Here is an 18,775-nt window from a genome sequence, read left to right as displayed (position 1 = left end):
GTCGGAAGATGAGCCAGCTCGGCGATTCCCTGTCCCGACGCCGTTTTCTCGGCGCTTCCACGTTGGCGTGGTTACCCGTCCCGACACCCGGGGAGTCCGCCGGTGATCAGCCGCCGGACTTCCCGCCGGGCATCGACCTGTACCGGCAGGCGTACGAGAACTGGGCGGGGGAGATCCGGACCGACGAACTGTGGACGTGCGTCCCGCGCACCCCGGCGGACGTGGTGCTCCTGGCGAACTGGGCGCACGGCCACGGATTCACCTTGAGGGCCAAGGGTTTCCGGCACGGGTGGGCGCCGCTCACCGTCACGCCGGGCACCACCGGCGCGGACCGCGTCGTCCTGGTGGACACCACCCGGCACCTGAAAGCGATGGCGATCCTGCCGGGCGCGGTGCGGACGCAGACCGGGGCGTCGATGGACGACCTGCTGGCGTTCCTGGAGGACGCGGGCCTCGGCGTGGCCAACACGCCCGCTCCCGGCGACCTCACCATCGGCGGCGTGCTGGCGATCAACGGTCACGGCACGTCGATCCCCGCGATCGGCGAGACCCGCACACCCGGCCACACCTACGGCTCCCTGAGCAACATGATCATCTCGCTGACCGCCGTCGTGTGGGACGCCGGCGAATACCGGTTGCGCACCTTCCACCGCGACGAACCGGACTGCGCCGCCCTGCTCACCCACGTGGGGCGCGCGTTCCTCACCGAAGTCACGCTGCGGGTGGGCGCGAACCAGAACCTGCGCTGCGTCAGCCGGATCGACATCCCTACGAGCGAGTTGTTCGCCCCTCCGGGCAGTGGGGCCACGCGCACGTTCGCGAGCTTCCTCGATCGGGCCGGCCGGATCGAGGCGATCTGGTTCGCCTACACCGACCGCCCGTGGCTGAAGGTGTGGAGCGTGTCGCCGAACCGGCCGCTGACGTCCCGACCCGTTGCCGCGCCGTACAACTACCCGTTCTCCGACAACGTCCCCAAGCCCGTCTCCGACCTCGCCGACCAGTTGATCAACGGCGCCTGGTTCCTCACGCCGACGTTCGGCCGGTTGCAGTACACCGCCGCCGTCACCGGGCTGACCGCCACGCTCACCACGGACCTGTGGGGCCCGTCGAAGAACCTCATGCTCTACGTGAAGCCGACCACGCTGCGCGAGACTGCGAACGGGTACGCGGTGCTCACCAGCCGTGCGGAGGTGCAACGCGTCGTCAGCGACTTCGCGGCGTTCTACGAGCAGCTCCTGACCTCCTACGGGGAACGCGGCCTGTTCCCCGTCACGGGCCAGGTGGAGATCCGCGTCGGCGGCCTGGACGACCCGTCGCACGTCGGCGTGCCCGGCGCCCAACCGCCCGCCCTGTCGGCCGTGCGACCCCGTGAGGACCACCTGGAGTGGGACGTGGCGGTGTGGTTCGACGTGCTGACGTTCCCGACCGCGCCCGGTGCGGCGGCGTTCTACCGCGAGTTGGAGCAGTTCTTCTTCACCCGGTACACCGGCGCGTACGCCGCGACCCGCGCCGAGTGGTCCAAGGGCTGGGCCTACACCACCGAGGCGGCGTGGGCGGACCACACGATGCTCACCTCCACCGTGCCCGACTCCTACCGCCAAGGCCCGAACCCGACGTGGGACGCCGCCCTCGCCGCCCTCAACGCGTACGACCCGCACCGCGTGTTCAGCAACCCGTTCCTGGACGTCCTGCTGCCGTGACCACTTGGTACCGTCTGCGCCACACGGATCAGGCGGTGGCTGAGCATGGTGACGTTGTGGTACGACCGGCCCGCCACCGACTGGGAAGCCGAGACGCTGCCCATCGGCAACGGCGCACTAGGCGGCAGTGTGTTCGGCACGGTCGCCGTCGAACGGATCCAGCTCAACGAGAAGACGCTGTGGACCGGCGGCCCCGGCTCGGCGCAGGGCTACGACTTCGGCAACTGGGCCGGCCCACGGCCGGACGCCTTGAGCGGCGTGCGGGGCCGGATCGAACGCGAACACCGCGTCGACCCCGACACCGTCGCGGCGGCGTTGGGCCAGGAGCGGCGCGGGTTCGGGGCCTACCAGCCGTTCGGGGAACTCCGCCTGACGCTGACCGACCCGCCCGCCGAGATCACCGACTACCGCCGTGACCTCGACCTGGCCCGCGCGGTCGCCTCGGTGTCGTACCTGGCCGACGGCGTCCGGCACACGAGGGAGTACTTCGCCAGTGCGGCCGACGGCGTGATCGTCGCCCGGCTGTCCGCCGACCGGCCCGGCCGCATCGGCTTCACCACGTCCATCACCGCCCCCGACAACCGCACCCGGCGGACCACGGCGAGCGACGGCCGTTCGACGTTCTCGGGCGCGTTGCACGACAACGGACTGCGGTTCGAGTCCCAACTTCAAGTCCTCAACCAGGGCGGCGTGCGGACCGACAACGCCGACGGCTCGATCACCGTCACGGACGCCGACAGCGTGGTGCTGGTCTTCGCGGCGGGCACCGACTACGCCGGGGACTACCCGACCTACCGCGGCCCCGACCCACACCAGCGGGTGACGGCGACCGTCGACGCGGCGTCCGCGAAGGGCTGGACCGAGCTGCTCGACGCCCACCAACGCGACTACCGCGAGCTGTTCGACCGCGTGCGCCTGGACATCGGGCAGCAGCCGGTGGACGTGCCGACCGGCGAACTCCTGCGCGGTTACGCCACCGCCCCGGCGCCGGACCGTCGCGCGCTGGAAGCCCTGTACTTCCAGTACGGGCGCTACCTGCTGATCTCCTCCTCCAGGCCCGGATCACTGCCCGCGAACCTTCAAGGCGTGTGGAACGACTCGGTGTCGCCGCCGTGGAGCGCGGACTACCACACCAACATCAACATCCAGATGAACTACTGGCCGGCCGAGACCACGAACCTGTCCGAGACGACCGCGCCGCTGTTCTCCTACGTGGACGAGCTGCGTGAACCCGGCGCCGTCACGGCCCGGCAGATGCACGGCAGCCGAGGGTGGGTCGTCAACAACGAGATCAACCCGTTCGGCTTCAGCGGTGTCCACGACTGGGCGACCGCGTTCTGGTTCCCCGAAGCCGGCGCGTGGCTCGCGCAGCACTACTACGAGCACTACCTGTTCACCATGGACCGCCGGTTCCTGCGCGACCGGGCGTACCCGGTGATGAAGGAGCTCGCGCAGTTCTGGCTGGACGCGCTGGCAGTCGACCCGCGTGACGGCAAGCTCGTCGTCACGCCCAGCTTCTCGCCCGAGCACGGCGACTTCTCGGCCGGCGCGGCGATGTCGCAGCAGATCGTCGGTCAGCTGTTCGCCAACGTCGTCGCGTCCGCCGACGTCCTGGGCGACCACGACTTCGGCGCCGAGGTGGGCAAGGCGCTCGACCGGCTCGACCCCGGCGCCCGGATCGGGTCGTGGGGCCAGGTGCAGGAGTGGAAGGAGGACTGGGACGACCCGACGAACGAGCACCGACACGTGTCGCACCTCTTCGCCCTGTTCCCCGGCAACGGGATCGGCGCGCTGAAGACACCGGAACTCGCCGAAGCCGCCAAAACCTCCCTGACCGCACGCGGTGACGGCGGCACCGGGTGGAGCAAGGCGTGGAAAATCAACTTCTGGGCCCGGCTGCTCGACGGCGACCGCGCGCACAGGATGCTGGCGGAACAACTGGTCGACAGCACCACCGCGAACCTCTGGGACACCCATCCGCCGTTCCAGATCGACGGCAACTTCGGCGCGACCGCCGGCATGGCGGAAATGCTGCTGCAAAGCCAGGACGGCGTCGTCCACGTCCTGCCCGCGCTGCCCGGAGAGTGGCCGACCGGCTCGTACACCGGGCTGCGTGCCCGTGGTGACATCACGGTCGACGTCCGGTGGTCCGGCGGCGCGGCGCGCGAGATCGCACTGACCACCGGCCAGGACGGCCCGGTCACGGTTCGCGGCACGCTGTTCCGCGAGGACTTCCAGGTGGTCGACGCCTTGACGGGACAGGAGGTTCCGGTGCGGGTGGACGGCGACGCGGCCACGTTCACCGGGCGGGCCGGACACCGCTACGTGATGACGGCATCGGTAGCCTCACCCGGTGGATCTCTTCACCGGGTTGGATGACATCGACTGGAACGCGCTGGAGCACGCCTACGGGCCGGCGCACGAGGTGCCGGATCTGTTGCGGGGTCTGGTGTCCGACGACCCGGCGGTGCGGGAGTCGGCATTGGACAGCATGTACGGCGGCGTGCACCACCAGGAGTCCATCTACGACAGCACGCTGGCCTCGATCCCGTTCCTGATCAGGATCGCCGGTCAGGTCGAGCTGCCGGGACGGGCCGACGTGGTGGAGCTGCTGGCGAGCATCGGCAACCCGGAAGGGGACTTCGAGCCGGGAACCCTGGAACGGCAGGCGACCGACGCCGTGGCCGAGGCGTTCCCGCTGTTCCTGGCCGCGTTGGACGACCCGTACCCGGCAGTGCGACAGGCCGCGTGCGAGGCCCTGACGGTGTGCCGTGCAGAGACCGACCACGTCGTGGACGTCCTGGTCGAGCGGCTGCGGATCGAAACCGACGCGGAGGCGCGGACCGCCATCGTGACGGCGCTCGGGACGTTCGGCGCCCGTGCGGAACTTCCGTCACTCGCGGTCCGGCTGTCGGAGTTGGTCGCCGACCACACCGACCCGGCACTGCGGATCACCGCGCTCACCGAGTTGGCACGCTTCGCCCCGGACGCCTTGCCGGACGACGTGGTCGCCGTCGCGTCGGGACTGATCGCCGAGGTCTACGCCGCCGGCACACCGACCCCGGAACCCGCCGGCTTCTCCACCCCGACCCTGTTGGGAATGCTGCGGGAACAGACCGAGCAGCGCGCGGCCGGTCGGCACGCGCCCGACGCGTTCATCCTGCTGGCAGGGCTGAACCGGGCACTCGGCGACCGGGTCGCGGACCGGACCGCCCTGCTCCTCCCACTGCTGGAATCCGCCGACTGGGAACAGCGGATCGACGCCGTCAACGTCGCCAGCGCACTGGTCCAGGGCTGGCGTGGCGACCACGAGCGGCTCGTCCGGCTGATCGGCGCCCAGCTCCACGCCCCGGAACCACGCGTCCCGGCAGCCGCCGCGTCCGCGTTGAAGGACCTCTACGAGGTTGCCGCCCCCGCAGCCGACGCGCTAGCCGACTCGCTCACCGCCGCACCGCGGGAAGCACCGCACACGGACACCGGGCCACCGGCATGGCTCACCCTGTGGTCGAACGGCCTGCCCAGCACCGGGCCGACCTTGCACGCCTTGGCCGTCCTGCGTGACCCAAGGGCGGTGGAGCCGGTCCGCTGGGCGCTCGAACGCCCTGAACCGCCGTCGGACATCGGGCACGTCGTCCGCGCGCTCGGGCCGCCGGCCGCCGACTTCCTGCCCCTGATCCGGACGCGGCTGCGTGATCTGCCGGTCATCGAGGGGTACGACTCCCGCCGCAGCAGCCTGGTCCTGGCGCTCGGGTCGTTGGGCGCGGCGGAAGCCGTGCCGGACATCCTGGAGTTCCTACCGGACACCTCCGCCCTGGACGCCCTCGGCGCACTCGGGCCGCGCGCCGCTGAAGCACTACCGGCGCTGCGCGGCCTTCTGAACGACCCGGACCAGTGGGTGGCGATCCGTGCGGCGTCGGCGTTGTGGCGCGTGGACGGCGACGCGGACGTCGTGCTGCCGGTCCTGTTGCGCCACCTGGACAACACCAAGGCCGTGGAGGCGATCGCGGAGTTGGGGCAGGCCGCTGCTCCGCACGTTCCCGCGCTGCGGGCGTTGCTCGAAGCCCCGGACGACACCGGATGGCGACGCCTGCACGTGGCCGAGGCGTTGTGGCGGACGACAGGTGACGCCGACGCCGTCCTCCCACTCCTGACCACGGTCTGGACCGTGAACGCGCGCGTCCGGCCCGCAGCCGCCCGCTGCCTCGCCGACATGGGGCCCGCCGCCGCACCGGCCCTCCCGTTGCTGCGGGACGAACTTGCACGCCCCCGGCGGCACGGGGCGAGTGACACCGCGTGGAGTAGCGACCAGGTGCGTGCCGATGAGGAGCTGGTGCGGTTGTGCCGGGACGCGCTGGTCGCCATCGGCGCGGAGTAGCCGGATCAGCGGCCGCTGACGCACCGACGGCCCGGAGCGGTGGGCTCCGGGCCGCCGACTTTCGGCAGGGCAGTGCAGGTCAGTGCCGGTCGTTGTGGCTCAGGTCAGGCTGCCGGTGACCGACGAGCCCGACTTGGTCACGTAGTACGTCACCTTCGCGCCGCTCCAGTAGTGGAACGTGAGCGTCACCTTCGCGCCGTCGTTCACGTCGGCGAAGAACGCCGGCTTCAGGACGGTCGTGTTGGCGGTGTAGTCCGGCGCGAACGCCTGGTCGAACTCCTTGTACGACGTCCAGTTGTGCGGCCCGGCGTTGGAGCCGTCCGCGTACTTGGCCTCCATGGTGGCCAACTGGTCACCGCGGAACGTGGTCGGGATGGCGAACGCGGCCGTCGTCCCGTTCGCGTTCTGGAGCACCGGTGTGTCGTACGTGACCAGGTTGATCCGCCACGGCACACCCGCGGAGAACCGGGCGGACAGCGTCGCGTTCGTCCCGTACGCCCGCGAGCCGCTCAACCTGGTGATCGCGGAGGCCGTGATGGTCAGCTGGTCGCCCGAGACCGTGTAGTCCGTGCCGCGCACCAGATCCGTGGTGCCGTGGCGCAAGCCCACGAACGACGTGCCGTTCAGGTTGAGCGTCAACGCCTTGTTCGTGATCGCCGACGCGCGGGCGCTGAACACCTGGTCCGACGACGCCGTGCCCGACCGCGTGGTCCAGCTCGACTTGATCTGCGCGAACAGCTCCGGGTCGCTCCACTGGAACGACGTGCGGCCGAGGTGCTGGCCGTTGTCCCACAACTGGGTGGTGAGCTGCTTGCTGCGGGCGTAGTGGCCGAAGAACTCGAAGAACTTCAGCTTCTCGCCCTGCTGGATGGTGCCGGTGTGCCGGTCGAAGCCCAGCAGGCCGTACTCGCCGATGATGACCGGGATCCCGCGCGCGACGAACGCGGCGTGCACGCGGTCGAACGAGTCGGTCAGGTCCTTCTGCACGGCGGCGTCGAACCGCGTGCCGCCGGCGACGTTCACGCTGAACGGCCAGTAGCCGTAGAAGTGCACGGTCGCGATGAGGTTGCGGTCGTTGAGCGAGTTGATGGTGGTCGTCAACTCGTCCACCCGGGCCTGCTCGGACGACGTGTGCAGGGTCGGCAGCACCAGCAGTCGGCTGGCGTTGTTGCCGCCGGACCGGCGCACGATGCCGTGGAACGACGTGTTCAGCTCGTGCAGCAGCTGCGCGTTCTGCGCGTCACCGGAGCTGTTGGCGAACTGCGGCTCGTTCACGCTCTCCAGGATCAGCTTGGTCGAGGAGTCGCGGAACTTGGTGGCCAGCTGGGTCCACAGCGCGTTGTAGCGGGCCAGCACGTTCGTCCGGTCGGTCGGCATCGCGTTGATCCACTGCCACGAGTCGTGGTGGATGTTGATCATCACGTAGAAGCCGTCCGCCAGCGCCCAGTCGACCACCTCCTTCACGCGGTTCATGTACGCCGCGTCGATGGTGTAGCCGGGGGCCGGTCCCTGGTGCGCGCTCCACGTCACCGGGATGCGGATGCTCTTGAACCCCTGCGCGCGGACGTTGTCGAGCAGTGCCTCGGTGATCCGGGGGTTGCCCCACGCGGTCTCGTCGCTGCCGACGGCGTCCAGCGAGTTGCCGAGGTTCCAGCCGGGCTGCATCGCGGCGACCTGGGCCATCGCGTCGCCGACCGGCGGGGTGGTGGTGGTAGTCGTCGTGGTGGTCGTCGTTGTCGTGGTGCTGGTGGTGGTAGTCGTGCCACCGGTGCACGTGACGCCGTTGAGCGCGAACGAGGTCGGAGCGGTGTTCGTGCCCGTCCACGAGCCGTTGAAGCCGAACGACACCGTGCCGTTCGTGCCGATGTTCGAGTTGTAGCTGACGTTCGTCGCGGTGACCTGCGCGCCCGACGCGGTGACCGAGGCGTTCCACGCCTGGGTGACCTGCTGGCCGGACGGGAAGGCCCACGTGAGCCGCCACCCGTTGATCGGGTCGCCGAGGTTGGTGATGTTGACGTTGCCGCTGAAGCCGCCCTGCCACTGGCTGGGGACCGAGTAGGCCACCTTGCAGCCCGCCGCCGCCTGGGCGTCGGTCACCGCGACCAACCCCACGCTCGCGAGCAACGAGACCATTCCGCCCGCCAGCAGGCCAACCCGCCACCGAATTCTTCTCAGCTTGCCGCGCATATCGGCCATGACGCTCCTCGTAATCGCATGCGGCAGCGGGAAGGGTGGGAACCGAACGCGCGCCGAGGACGGGACCGGCCGCAGTGGGAATCCAGATGCGCCGGTCGCCGCCCGGCGCACCCGTGCGCCACGACCGTCGGACGGGCGCGGCGGCGTGTTCCAGCGCTGCCTCGCCATGATGTTGTCGGCAACAGATGGGTGACGCAAGGGTTTCGACGCGAATCGACTGACAACGCGGTTCCGCGATGCGGTAGTCGGGTATCGCGTCGATGTGTTCGACGGAAATCCGGTCGGCGATTCGACCGCACGAATCGAATCCCTTCGACGATCGCCCTGTGAGCGGATTGTTCGGCAGCGGGCGAAACGCCCTCCGGTTTCGGCCGGGGATCGCCCGATCGTGGTGGAAGGGACGTCGGTACGTTGCCGCCGTGCCGCGTCCCGTGATCGGAGTCGTCCTCGCGACGACCGGAAGGCTGGCGTCGCTCGGCGCGCCGCTGGAGTTCGTCGCCCGCGCCCTGCCCTGGCCCGCCGACGTGCTGCTGCGGGACAGCGGTTCGACGCCGGAGGGCGCCCGTGCGGCGACCCGGTCGCTGGTGGAGGCCGGTGTGCGGGTGGTGGTGACGTTGGGCGGCACGACGACGTTGCCGGCGGTGGTGGACGCGTGTGCCGAGCACGAGGTGCCGTGTGTGTCCACGACGTTGCCGTGGCAGGTGTTCGCCGCCGCCCGTTCGCGTTCGGGCTGGTCGCGTTCGGGCTGGTCGAGTCCGGGTTGGGCGTTCCACTTCTGCTGGGGGTTGGACGACATCGCGTCCGTGTTCGCGGACTTGTGGGAGCACCTGGGTCCGGCGCGGACGGTCGGCTGCGTGTGGAACGACGGGCCGCAGGGGAGCGCGTTGCGGCGGTGGTTCCGGCCCGTCGCCGTCGCGCGCGGGCACGACCTGATCGACCTGCCATACCGGGAGTCGAGCGGCGTGGTGCCCGAGTTCGGTGACGTGGAGTTCGGTGACGTGGAGTTTCGGTGACGTGGAGGTCGTGACCAGTGCCGCGACCGCCGCCGACCTTGCCGCCGTCGTGCGCGCCCGGCGACCCCGGCTGGTGACGTGCTCGCGGTGGCTGACCTACCCGTTCGGCGTGGCCCGGCACGGGCTGGACGGGGTCGCGACGATCGTGTCGTGGACGCCGGAGCACGAGCACGTCGGCGGAAACGGCCGCACGCCACAGGATCTCGCACGGGCGTACGAGGAGGCGACCGGATCGCCCTGGCTGCAACCGCTCGGGCTCGCGCACGCGTTGTTCGAGGTCGCGGTGCACGCCGTGGAGGCGGCCGATTCGACCACGTCGGTGGCCGAGGTGCTGTCGACCACGCGCTTGGCGACGATGGCCGGCGTGCTCGACTGGACCCGTGGGCCGGCTCCCGGCGTCACGACGATCCCGTTGGCGGGCGGGCAGTGGCGGGGCGGCCCGCGACCGTCGTTGGCGGTGGTGGACAACCGCCGCTCACCACTCGTCCCGCTGTCCGGCGACCTGGAAGTCGGCTGAGCCTGCCGGGTGCGTCAGTCGGCCAGGGTGATGACGAACTTGTAGCCCACGCCCGACCCGTTCGCCCGCGTCGCCTTGGCCTCACCCCGGGCGTTGGCGTACGCACCGGTGCCGCCCACGACCGCCATGGTCATGTCGTTGAAGCCCGACGCGATCGACTTGTACGTGCGCATGCTGGAGAGGTGGACCTCCCCGTCCTTGAGCCGGAACGTCGACGTGCAGTGCGCCGTCACCACGGGCGGCACCTCGACCGAAACCGACACGACGCCGCAATGGGAGAAGCCGTCACCGACGCGGGTCGCGCCGTCGGGGGTGAAGAGGTCGCCACCGACGACGAACCCGCCGCCGACCGTCGGCGCCGCGGGGGCGGACATGAGCGTCCGCTTCGACACGACCTCCACCGTCGTCTCGGCGGAACTGACCTGGTCGGCGCCCAGAAGACCGCCTGCGAGCGCGAGAACCAGCCATGGGTGGACCTGCACGACAAACACCTCCGGAGCCTGGGAACACTCTTCCGGTCCGGACGCTAGTGCGGAGATCGCGCGATAGGCCGGTCAATTCCACCTTCGACTGAAAATGAACCTTCGAACGTGGTATCCCCTTTAACCCGGCCGCGAACGGGCCTCGCCTTGATCACACGGACCGCCGCCCTGATCGCAAATGCGGACAATCACGGAATTATTCGGCCGGCCGACATCAGGCTCCATGCTCGCGGACCTGTGAGAAGCACCGACCCCGGTCCGGCGCGCACGGCCGGCCGCGTTGCGCCGATCGTCCCGTCGCCGCCACGACCTGGCCGACCTGCCGTGCCGGGAGTTCGACGGGATCGCCTTGGCTGCAACCACTAGGGCTCGCGCGGGCGTCAGCTGGACCCAGGCCGCCCGTAGGTTCTCCAGCCGGCCGTCGGGTCCGGTCGCCGTCGGATCCGGTCGCCGTCGGATCCGGTCGCCGACGGGTCCGGTCGCCGTCGGATCCGGTCGCCGTCGGATCCGGTCGCCGTCGGGTCCGGTCACCGCGAACGGCATACCGCCGGTTCGAGCAGCGACAAACTCCTCTGCTCCTGCTGCGAATCGAGGGCGACGCGGATGCCGACCGGCAGCGGCAGATTCGGGCCGGCATGGCCGATCTCGACGTTGCCCAGGACCGGGATGTCGCGGTCGCCGAGGACGTCGAGGACTATCTCGGGCAGCGTCGGGGATGAGTCAGGCGTCCCGAGCCCGTCGATCGCGTGCGGGATGCCCACGACCATGCCGGAGATGCGATCGAGGATGCCGGAGTGCCGCAGCACCTGTAGGTAGCTCCACACATACGATGCCTGGCCGCCCATCTCCTCCCAGAACAGCACCGCGCCGTCGAACCATTCGAGCGGCAGCGCGAAACGCGTCGCCTGTGTCAGCACGATGCGATTGATCACCCCGCCGATAAGTCGGCCTTCGGTGCGGCCGGCACGCCAGCACTCCCACGACGGGGTGGCCGGCAGCGCACCGATCGGCTCGTCGTCGGTCAGCAGCCTCGAGTAGAGCTGCTCAAGCACCGCCTGGCGCGCTGCGGGCGCAGCCTGCCAGTGCCCGCCGAGTCCAGGGGTCGCCAAGTCGGCATGGAAGCCGACCAGGCCCGTGCGCGCGTAGAGGACCAGGTGCAGCAGTGAGATGTCGCTGTAGCCGAGGATCGGCTTGGGGTCGGCGGTGATCGCCTCGACGTCGATCAGGTCGAGGTAGCCGAGCGCCGTCTGGCCGCCGTCGTGCGCAATGATGGCGCGCACCTCGGGGTCACGCAGCAGTCCGTTGAACTCCTCGGCGATCTCCGCAGGTCGAGCCGCGCTCCACCAATGGTGCCGGCCGGCTTCGAGAAGCGGTGCCCGCCGAACGCGGAATCCCATCCGTTCGAGCACGACCACCGCCTGCTTGAGGTCGGGTTCGTAAGCGGCATGGAGCGGCCCGGACAGCGATGCGATAACGACGAGATCGCCGGGCCTCAGGGCTCGAGGTCGAAGCAGTCGAGGCAGTGCGGAGCCGGTCACCGACGCAGTATCCAGACACTCTCGGCAACACGCGACACATTTACCGACCGACCATCCGGCACGCATTGCCTACATACCCGGACCTGCGCAATACGTGACTCGCCGCCGCCACCAACCCCGCCACCAACCCCGCCACCAACCCCGCCACCGACCGCCTACCGGCGAGCGCGACACCTTCGACCGAAAATGACCTCCGAACGCGAAAATGACCTTCGAACGCGGTATGACTTTCATCTCCTTCCCCGACCGCAAACGCCCCTCGCGCACCACCCCTGATCACACGGATCGCCACCCTGACCACACGGATCGCCACCCTGATCACAAATGTGAACAATCACCGGAATTATTGGGCCGACGAGCGGATCGACCCGGGTGAATCGCGCTGATATGACCTTCACATGACAAGAACAGCGGTCGTGACCGGTGGCGGGACGGGTATCGGCAAGGCAGTGGCGGCCGGGTTGGTCAAGCAGGGTCTGGACGTCGTGGTGACCGGTCGGCGGGCGGACGTGCTGGCCGCCGCGGCGGCGGAGATCGGCGCACGGGCTGTGGTGTTCGACGCCGCCGACCCGGCGCAGGTGCAGGCCGCGTTGGCGGAACTGCCCGAGCGCGTGGACGTGTTGGTGAACAACGCCGGCGGCAACATGGCCCGCCGCCGCCCCGCGCCGGACGGCTTGGCAGATGTGCGCGACCTGTGGCTGGCGAACTTCGAGTCGAACGTCCTCACCGCCGTACTGATGACCACCGCGCTCGAACCGCGCCTCGCCGACGACGCGCGGGTGGTCACGATCGGCTCCATCGCGGCCCGCCGCGGTTCGGGCAGCTACGGACCGGCCAAGGCAGCGATCGAGGCGTGGACCGCGGACCTGGCGTTCGGGTTGGGCGGTCGCGGCATCACGGTCAACGTGGTGTCGCCGGGCGTCACCGAGGAGACCGAGTTCTTCGGCGGCACGCTGTCCGAGGAACGGCGCAAGAAGCTGGTCGGACAGCCCGCCAACGGCCGCACCGGCACCCCGGCCGACGTGGCCGCAGCGGTGACGTTCCTGACGTCACCGGAGGCGGGCCACATCACCGGTCAGGTCATCGGCGTGAACGGAGGCGCGGGCCTGGGCCGCTAACCTTCCGCGCGGGCCTCGGCCGCTGGCCTTCCCCGGCCGGCTTCGACCGGCTTCGGCCGGCTGACATTTCCGGCCGGGCGTCCACCGGATGCCCGGCTCCCGTCACCTGGCCTTCCCCAGCCGCGACGTCCGCCGGATGCCCAGCTTCCACCGGCTAGGCCCGCCCCGCCCGGGCTTCCACCGCCTGCCCGGCTTCCACGCCTAGGGTTCCCGGCCGGGCTTCCACCGGCTTCCATCGGTTGCCCGGCCGCCGACGGCCTACCGTCAGCATGGGGGGCCGAGCGCCACACCTTTCTTCTTCGGCAACAAATCCGGGGATTCCATTCATGCCCGAACTCGGTGCCACTTTCGGGTGATCTCGGCCGCCCGGCCGCCGACATCCTACCGTGGGCGCATGAGAGTGTGCGTGTTCTGCGGTTCGTCCGGCGGCCGGGTGCGGCACGTCGAGGTCGCCGCGCTGGTCGGCCGAACGTTGGCCGAACGCGGTATCGAAGTCGTGTACGGGGGCGGCAGGGTCGGCACGATGGGCGCGTTGGCCGACGGCGCCTTGGCGGCGGGCGGGTCGGTGACCGGCGTGATCCCGCGCAGCCTGGTCGCGTGGGAAGTGGCGCACGAAAATCTCACGAAACTTCACGTGGTCGAGTCGATGCACGAGCGCAAGGCGTTGATGGCGAACCTCGCCGACGCCTTCATCACGCTCCCCGGCGGCGCGGGCACGCTGGAGGAGCTGTTCGAGGTCTGGACGTGGGCGCAGTTGGGCCTGCACTCCAAGCCGGTCGGCCTGCTGGACGTCGACGGCTACTTCGGGCACCTGCTGAAGATGATCGACCACATGGTGGAGGAGGGGTTCCTCAAGCCGCCGTACCGCCGGATGCTGCTGGTGGACCACGACCTGGACCGGCTCCTGGAGCGCTGCCGCGACTACCGTCCGCCCGACTACACCTGGTCGGAGGAAAGCGCCCTCCCGTAGATCACGAAGTCGGTTAACGTGTTGGCAGGACGGTATTTCCGGCATCCGGGGGGAGCGCGCGATGGACATCGGCCATTGGGAGAACCGGCTTGCGGAGCTGTGCGAGGAGCACCGGGTCCCCGGCGCGTCACTGGCCGTTCTGGTCGACGGGGAGATCCACGAGTGCGCGACCGGCGTGCTGCACGTCGGCACCGGCGTCGAGGCGACCACGGACTCGCTGTTCCAGATCGGCTCGATCACCAAGCTGTACACCGCGACCCTGGTCATGCAGCTGGTCGCCGAGGGGAGGCTCGACCTGGACGCGCCGGTCGCCTCGGTGTTGCCGGGGTTCGCGGTCGCCGATCCGGTGGCTACGAAGACCGTGACGACCAGGCAACTGCTCTCGCACACCAGCGGCATCGACGGGGACTTCTTCCACGACACCGGGCGCGGTGACGACTGCTTGGCCGTGTACGTGGCGGCGTGCGCCGGGCTCGGCCAGAACCACCCGCCGGGCGTCACGATGTCCTACTGCAACAGCGGTTTCACCATCCTCGGCCGAATCGTCGAGGTGCTCACCGATCAGGTCTGGGACGTCGCGCTGCGGGAACGCATCCTCACCCCGTTGGGCGCGCACAGCACGATGACGCTGCCCGAGGAGGCGCTGAGATTCCGTGCCGCCCTGGGCCATCTCGGTGAACCCGGTGAAGATCCGGTGCCCGCGCCCGTGTGGAATCTCGCCCGTTCCGCCGGACCGGCCGGGACCATCACCGCGACCGCCGCCGACGTCGTCCGGTTCGCCCGACTCCACATGGACGGCGGCCGTGCGCCGGACGGCACCGTGATCCTGCCCGCCGGCCAGGTCGCCGCGATGCTGGAGCCGCAGGTGGCGCTGCCGTTCCGCCGTGCCGTGCGGGCGCATTGGGGCCTCGGCTGGATCCTCTACGACTGGCCCGGCGGTCGCGTGATCGGCCACGACGGCGCGACGATCGGCCAGAAAGCGGTACTGCGGGTGGTGCCGGAGGCCGGGGTGGCGGTCGCGCTGCTCGCCAACGGCGGTGTGGCCACCGAGGTCTACTCCCGTTTGTTCACTGAGTTGTTAGCGGAGTGCGCCGGTGTCACGGTGCCGCGTTTCGCGCCGCCGGACGAGCCGCCCGTCGTGGACATCGCCCGGTACGTCGGCTGCTACCCGCGCGAGGGCTTCACGGTGGAGGTGACCGAGCGGAACGGTGTGCTGCACCTGCGCGGCGTGAACAGCGGTGAGCTGGCCGAGGTCAGCACGCCGCTCGACATGGACCTCGTGCCGGTGGGGGATGGGCTTTTCGCGGCACGGCGCAACGAGCACGACCCGTGGGCGCCCGTGGTGTTCTACGACCTGCCCGACGGTTCGCCCTATTTGCACTTCGGGCTGCGTGCGGCGCCGAAGGTCAGTCCTTCACGGTGATGCCGAGCGTGTGGGCGAACATCGGGGCGAGGTCGAGTGCCTGCGTGAAGGTGATCGTCGCGCCCTTGAGGGAGTCGTAACCGTTGCGGATGCCCAGCTCGGAGGCTTCACGCAGGTCCACCTTCTTGAGCTTGGCCTGCTCGAACCGGGTTTCCTCGAGCGTGGAGCCGGGAAAGGAGACGTTCGTCAGCTCGGCTTCGGTGAAGTCCACGTCGCGCAGGATGCTGTTCACGAACGTGACGTCGCGCAGCGTCGCGCCACGGAGGTTGATCGAGACCAGCTTGCAGCCGAAGAACGTCACGCGGCTCAGCGACGACTCGAACATCGCCACCCCGGCGAACGCGCTGTTCACGATCTCCGCGTCGAGCCATCCCGTTTCGGCAAGGTCGGTGCCGATGACCTGGACGCCGTGCAGCCAGACGTCGTTGAACCGGGAGCGTCGCAACGACCCGTCGGTGAACCGGACGGTGGACATGGCCGTCTCGCTGAACCTCGCGTTGCCGGCGGTCTGGGCGGGGAACTCCCGGTCGGTGAAGCGGACGACGTTGTAGTCGCCGCCGGGTTCGAGGTGCTCTTCGTCGTGGTCCTCCAGGTAGGAGGCGAAGGGCAGGTCCGCCAGGGCTCGGGGTTCCGGCATGCGGTGGATCGTAGCCGAGCGATCGCTTGCGGGACTGGATAAAGGTGTTGCTTGCGGTTGCGTGCGACGTGCATGCTTGCCGCACCACAGAGACGCGCCACCGTGAAAGGAGCGGACATCATGATGAACATGCGACACGCGGTCCATCCTGTCCATCGAATGCTCCTGGGCTGTGCGGACTTCCTGTCATGACGTGACTGTCGTCGTGACCGGGGAGCCGCCCATCGGGAAACCGATCCGGGCGGCTCTTCTATTTGGCATGTGGAGAATGACGTCCTGTAGCTCAGCCGGTAGAGCATCCGCTCGACATGCGGAAGGTCCCAGGTTCGAAGCCTGGCGGGACGACTGTGGCCGAAGCCGAAGTAGACGAGGCGCCAGATTGTGGATCTGGTCGAAGCCGGTGCGAGTCCGGTCGGTCACCCCAAACCACCCCAAAAACCCACCCTAGAATTCCGTCCACCGGTGAGCGGTGGGCGGTCACGCGCGTGGCCCGGCGGCCACCTGGAGCTCATATCTCCGGAGTGCCTGGATCGACACCAGGACGCGCGACCAGCGGAACTACTGGTAGCGGACGATCAGGCGGATCAGTTCGTAGCTGCTGCCCCGGCCCGTGGCGCCGGGGTTGGCGACGACGGTGACCGTGTTGTTCGCGGTGTCGAGCGTGGTGGTGACGTCGGTGATTCGCGCGGGTTCCTTGGTGGTGTCGGGGTCGGGCATCCACATGGCTTGCGCGGACAGGACGCCGGTGAGCGCGGTGTTGGCGAAGTGGACCGTGATGGCCTGGTTGGACAGGGTCTTCGCCGGGACGAGGACGGTGATCGTCCTGGCGACGGTGTTGTGCGATGCCGCCGTCTCGGGAGTGCCGGTGGTCTGCACCGAATGCTGGGCCATGCTCGTCGCCATCCAACGGAAAGCTTGGCCGTGGGGCAGGTCGGTGTAGACGCCGTCTGCTTCGTCGACCAGGCCGATGCCCGGGGCGATGTCCGGTGCGGGCCAATAGGTCATGGCCGTCGCGCCCGCGCGGATCAGCTTGTGCATGACGAGGACCATGTTGTTCACCGACCGCAGGGCTCGTTTGTTGTCGGTGGAGTCGCCCTTGGTGGCGGCCCATTCGGAGATGAACAGGTCGCTTTTTCCGGTGGTCGCTTTGATGTCGGCGAGGTTCGGTGCGATGTTCGAGTAGTGGGTCGGCAGGGCCGGGTTGTCGCCGGAGTAGACGTGCAGGTCGATCCCGTCCACGTTGGGCCAGCTGGAATTGGCGTCGAAGACGGCTTTGATCGAGCCGAACTCGTCCGGCTGGGTCCAGTCGCCGGTCACGTACACCTTGATCGCCGGGTTCGCGGCCTTCATGCGATTGGTGATGGCTCGGGCCACGGTCGCGTACCGCCGGAGCTTGACCGCCCGCTCGCTGCCGCCGCCCCAGTGCAGCCACCACTCGTTGCCGACGAGCCAGTGCTTCACCTTGTCGCCGTGGGCCAGCACGAGGTCACGGGCCTGGTTGGCCAGTGCGTCGAGGTTGGCGGTGGTCGGGTTGTCGATGTAGGGCGCGGTGCGCATCACGAACGCGAGGTTCGCGGCGGCGTTCTTCGCCTGGGTCGAGTTCGCGCCGGGCACGGTGGGGGAGTGCTCCCAGCCGGGGGTTCGGTTGGTCGCCCAGTCGTAGTGCTCGGCCTCCCAACCGCCCGGGAAGCGCAGCATCTGATAGTTGAGGGCACGCATCTTGTCCGCGAACGCCGGGAATTCGGCGTGGGTGACCTGGCGCCACTCGTTGTTGACGCCGTAGACCGTGGGCTGGAGTGGGACGGTGTTCCAGGGGTGGACGTACGCGTGGACGGGCGCCTTCGGGGTGATCTCCTCGGTCGCGGACGTGACGGCCGGCATGACGGCGGCCAGGCAGACGGCCACGAGCCCGTGCACTATCGGGGACACGCGCACGATCCACCTCTTCCTTCGGCCTGATCGCAGTTTCCGCACCGACCATACGAAGGACAGAGAGACTGCGGAGGCGGCTCTCACCCGCGAGAGTTCGAACTTCACCCCTTCGACGGTCGCGCGCCATCCCCAGTGGGCGTAACGCCGGGTGGCCGTCCGGTACCGGGTTGGCGGGTCGGATGTGCAGGCAGAACAGCTGCGGCACCTGCTGGAGGTGAGCGCCGTTGACCTCCCGCCTGCGACCCCTGCCTAGCGGTACTTCGGCGCACGGGTGATGTAAAGAATGCGCGCGGGTGATTGCCCTGGCCGCGGTCGCCGGCGAATGCTGCCCGCATGGGGGAATGGCAGCGGATTGTTCCGCACGGGAAGTTGTCGGCCCAAGTGATCTTCACGATCGTCAGCGGCGGGTTCCTGCTCCTGATCACCGTGAGCGTCCTGTCGTCGCCCGACCGCGTGATCTCGTGGCCGGGGGTGGTGTTCGCGCTCCTCTTCTTCAGCAGCGTGATGACCGTGACGTGGCGGTCGGCGCGGGCCGGCGTCCACCTCGGTCCGCGTGGTGTCCTGCTCTACCACGCGGTCCGCCGCGCCGAAGTGGTGCCGTGGGACCAGGTCGTGCGGTTCGAGGCACGCCCGCTGGTGCTGTCGCACGTTCCGAACGAAGGCGCGACGATCTACCTCGTAGGTCCACAGGGTGAGCTGCACGAAACACCGATCAAGCGATCCGTCGGCGCCTCCTGGGACAAAGCCGCGTACTCGTGGCGGCTGGAGGTCGTGCTACCCGAAGCGTGGTTCTCCGCAGCGGTCGACCACCTCAATGAGGCGGTACGCCCGTTCGCCGGCCACCGCTGACCAGGCCCACCCGAGGACAGGGGCC

Annotated in this window: 14 protein-coding genes and 2 tRNA genes; 11 read left to right on the top strand and 5 right to left on the bottom strand. The window is 69.4% G+C overall.

Translation table 11 applies throughout. From position 1 onward, the window contains the following. Positions 1-8: 8 nt before the first annotated feature. From F4560_RS18210 to F4560_RS18200, 3 genes are read left to right on the top strand one after another with little or no spacing between them, the layout of a single operon-like run. Complete coding sequence (locus tag F4560_RS18210; RefSeq protein WP_184921541.1) at positions 9-1,700, top strand: cholesterol oxidase substrate-binding domain-containing protein; 1,692 nt, start codon at positions 9-11, stop codon at positions 1,698-1,700. A gap of 45 nt (positions 1,701-1,745) precedes the next feature. Beyond that, positions 1,746-4,079: a glycoside hydrolase family 95 protein gene (locus tag F4560_RS18205; RefSeq protein ID WP_184921540.1), complete on the top strand. Its 2,334-nt coding sequence runs from the start codon at positions 1,746-1,748 to the stop codon at positions 4,077-4,079. Then, positions 4,054-6,075 (top strand): HEAT repeat domain-containing protein, encoded by a 2,022-nt coding sequence (locus F4560_RS18200; RefSeq protein ID WP_184921538.1) that lies wholly within the window; start codon positions 4,054-4,056, stop codon positions 6,073-6,075. The genes F4560_RS18205 and F4560_RS18200 overlap by 26 nt, the downstream gene beginning before the upstream one ends. Positions 6,076-6,174: 99 nt before the next feature. Here the strand turns inward: F4560_RS18200 and F4560_RS18195 are convergent, their stop codons facing one another. Next, positions 6,175-8,271: a cellulase family glycosylhydrolase gene (locus tag F4560_RS18195; protein WP_246477838.1), complete on the bottom strand. Its 2,097-nt coding sequence runs from the start codon at positions 8,269-8,271 to the stop codon at positions 6,175-6,177. A gap of 419 nt (positions 8,272-8,690) precedes the next feature. On the opposite strand from F4560_RS18195, the gene F4560_RS18190 reads away from it, so the two are divergent. Both F4560_RS18190 and F4560_RS18185 read left to right on the top strand, forming a co-directional pair. Beyond that, on the top strand, positions 8,691-9,284 hold the full coding sequence (locus F4560_RS18190) for an ABC transporter substrate-binding protein (protein ID WP_184921536.1): 594 nt from the start codon (positions 8,691-8,693) through the stop codon (positions 9,282-9,284). Then, entirely contained in the window at positions 9,265-9,801 is a 537-nt protein-coding gene (locus tag F4560_RS18185; protein ID WP_184921534.1) for a type 1 periplasmic-binding domain-containing protein, read from the top strand. Before F4560_RS18190 ends, F4560_RS18185 begins: the two co-directional genes overlap by 20 nt. A 14-nt stretch (positions 9,802-9,815) precedes the next feature. On the opposite strand, the gene F4560_RS18180 is transcribed toward F4560_RS18185, so the two are convergent. Further along, a complete protein-coding gene (locus tag F4560_RS18180) occupies positions 9,816-10,283 on the bottom strand; it encodes an allene oxide cyclase barrel-like domain-containing protein (RefSeq protein ID WP_184921532.1) in 468 nt (155 codons plus the stop codon). A 527-nt stretch (positions 10,284-10,810) separates the two neighbouring features. Further along, positions 10,811-11,821: a S66 peptidase family protein gene (locus F4560_RS18175; RefSeq protein WP_184921530.1), complete on the bottom strand. Its 1,011-nt coding sequence runs from the start codon at positions 11,819-11,821 to the stop codon at positions 10,811-10,813. Positions 11,822-12,219: 398 nt separating this feature from the next. Here F4560_RS18175 and F4560_RS18170 point away from each other — a divergent pair, with 398 nt between their 5' ends. The 3 genes from F4560_RS18170 (at position 12,220) to F4560_RS18160 (ending at position 15,332) form a co-directional block, all read left to right on the top strand. After that, positions 12,220-12,939, top strand: coding sequence for an SDR family NAD(P)-dependent oxidoreductase (locus tag F4560_RS18170; RefSeq protein ID WP_184921528.1), 720 nt, complete (start codon positions 12,220-12,222; stop codon positions 12,937-12,939). A 394-nt stretch (positions 12,940-13,333) separates the two neighbouring features. Beyond that, positions 13,334-13,909 carry an LOG family protein gene (locus F4560_RS18165; protein ID WP_184921526.1) on the top strand — a complete coding sequence of 192 codons (576 nt, stop codon included), beginning with the start codon at positions 13,334-13,336 and terminating at the stop codon, positions 13,907-13,909. A gap of 61 nt (positions 13,910-13,970) precedes the next feature. Continuing rightward, positions 13,971-15,332, top strand: a complete 1,362-nt coding sequence (locus tag F4560_RS18160) for a serine hydrolase domain-containing protein (RefSeq protein WP_184921524.1) — start codon at positions 13,971-13,973, stop codon at positions 15,330-15,332. Here the strand turns inward: F4560_RS18160 and F4560_RS18155 are convergent. Further along, a complete protein-coding gene (locus F4560_RS18155; protein ID WP_184921522.1) occupies positions 15,316-15,969 on the bottom strand; it encodes a pentapeptide repeat-containing protein in 654 nt (217 codons plus the stop codon). The two genes, F4560_RS18160 and F4560_RS18155, sit on opposite strands and share 17 nt — an antisense overlap. A 272-nt stretch (positions 15,970-16,241) precedes the next feature. On the opposite strand from F4560_RS18155, the gene F4560_RS18150 reads away from it, so the two are divergent. Both F4560_RS18150 and F4560_RS18145 read left to right on the top strand, forming a co-directional pair. Next, a tRNA-Val gene (locus tag F4560_RS18150) sits at positions 16,242-16,314 on the top strand. 2 nt (positions 16,315-16,316) lie between these two features. Next, positions 16,317-16,393 (top strand) — tRNA-His (locus tag F4560_RS18145). 134 nt (positions 16,394-16,527) lie between these two features. On the opposite strand, the gene F4560_RS18140 is transcribed toward F4560_RS18145, so the two are convergent. Further along, positions 16,528-17,898 (bottom strand): hypothetical protein, encoded by a 1,371-nt coding sequence (locus tag F4560_RS18140; protein WP_184921521.1) that lies wholly within the window; start codon positions 17,896-17,898, stop codon positions 16,528-16,530. A 384-nt stretch (positions 17,899-18,282) separates the two neighbouring features. On the opposite strand from F4560_RS18140, the gene F4560_RS18135 reads away from it, so the two are divergent. After that, positions 18,283-18,750 carry a hypothetical protein gene (locus F4560_RS18135; protein ID WP_184921519.1) on the top strand — a complete coding sequence of 156 codons (468 nt, stop codon included), beginning with the start codon at positions 18,283-18,285 and terminating at the stop codon, positions 18,748-18,750. The last annotated feature ends 25 nt before the right edge of the window (positions 18,751-18,775 follow it).

This window comes from Saccharothrix ecbatanensis (assembly GCF_014205015.1).
Lineage (GTDB): Bacteria > Actinomycetota > Actinomycetes > Mycobacteriales > Pseudonocardiaceae > Actinosynnema > Actinosynnema ecbatanense.
Note: the sequence above shows the minus strand (reverse complement) of the source record. Positions and strands in the feature narration are given on the sequence as shown.

Excerpts from the sequence above, each read along its gene's own strand:
- F4560_RS18205 (WP_184921540.1), top strand. The coding sequence starts at position 1,746 with ATGGTGACGTTGTGGTACGACCGGCCCGCCACCGACTGGGAAGCCGAG.
- F4560_RS18195 (WP_246477838.1), bottom strand. The coding sequence starts at position 8,271 with ATGGCCGATATGCGCGGCAAGCTGAGAAGAATTCGGTGGCGGGTTGGC.
- F4560_RS18165 (WP_184921526.1), top strand. The coding sequence starts at position 13,334 with ATGAGAGTGTGCGTGTTCTGCGGTTCGTCCGGCGGCCGGGTGCGGCAC.
- F4560_RS18210 (WP_184921541.1), top strand. The coding sequence starts at position 9 with ATGAGCCAGCTCGGCGATTCCCTGTCCCGACGCCGTTTTCTCGGCGCT.
- F4560_RS18155 (WP_184921522.1), bottom strand. The coding sequence starts at position 15,969 with ATGCCGGAACCCCGAGCCCTGGCGGACCTGCCCTTCGCCTCCTACCTG.
- F4560_RS18170 (WP_184921528.1), top strand. The coding sequence starts at position 12,220 with ATGACAAGAACAGCGGTCGTGACCGGTGGCGGGACGGGTATCGGCAAG.
- F4560_RS18160 (WP_184921524.1), top strand. The coding sequence starts at position 13,971 with ATGGACATCGGCCATTGGGAGAACCGGCTTGCGGAGCTGTGCGAGGAG.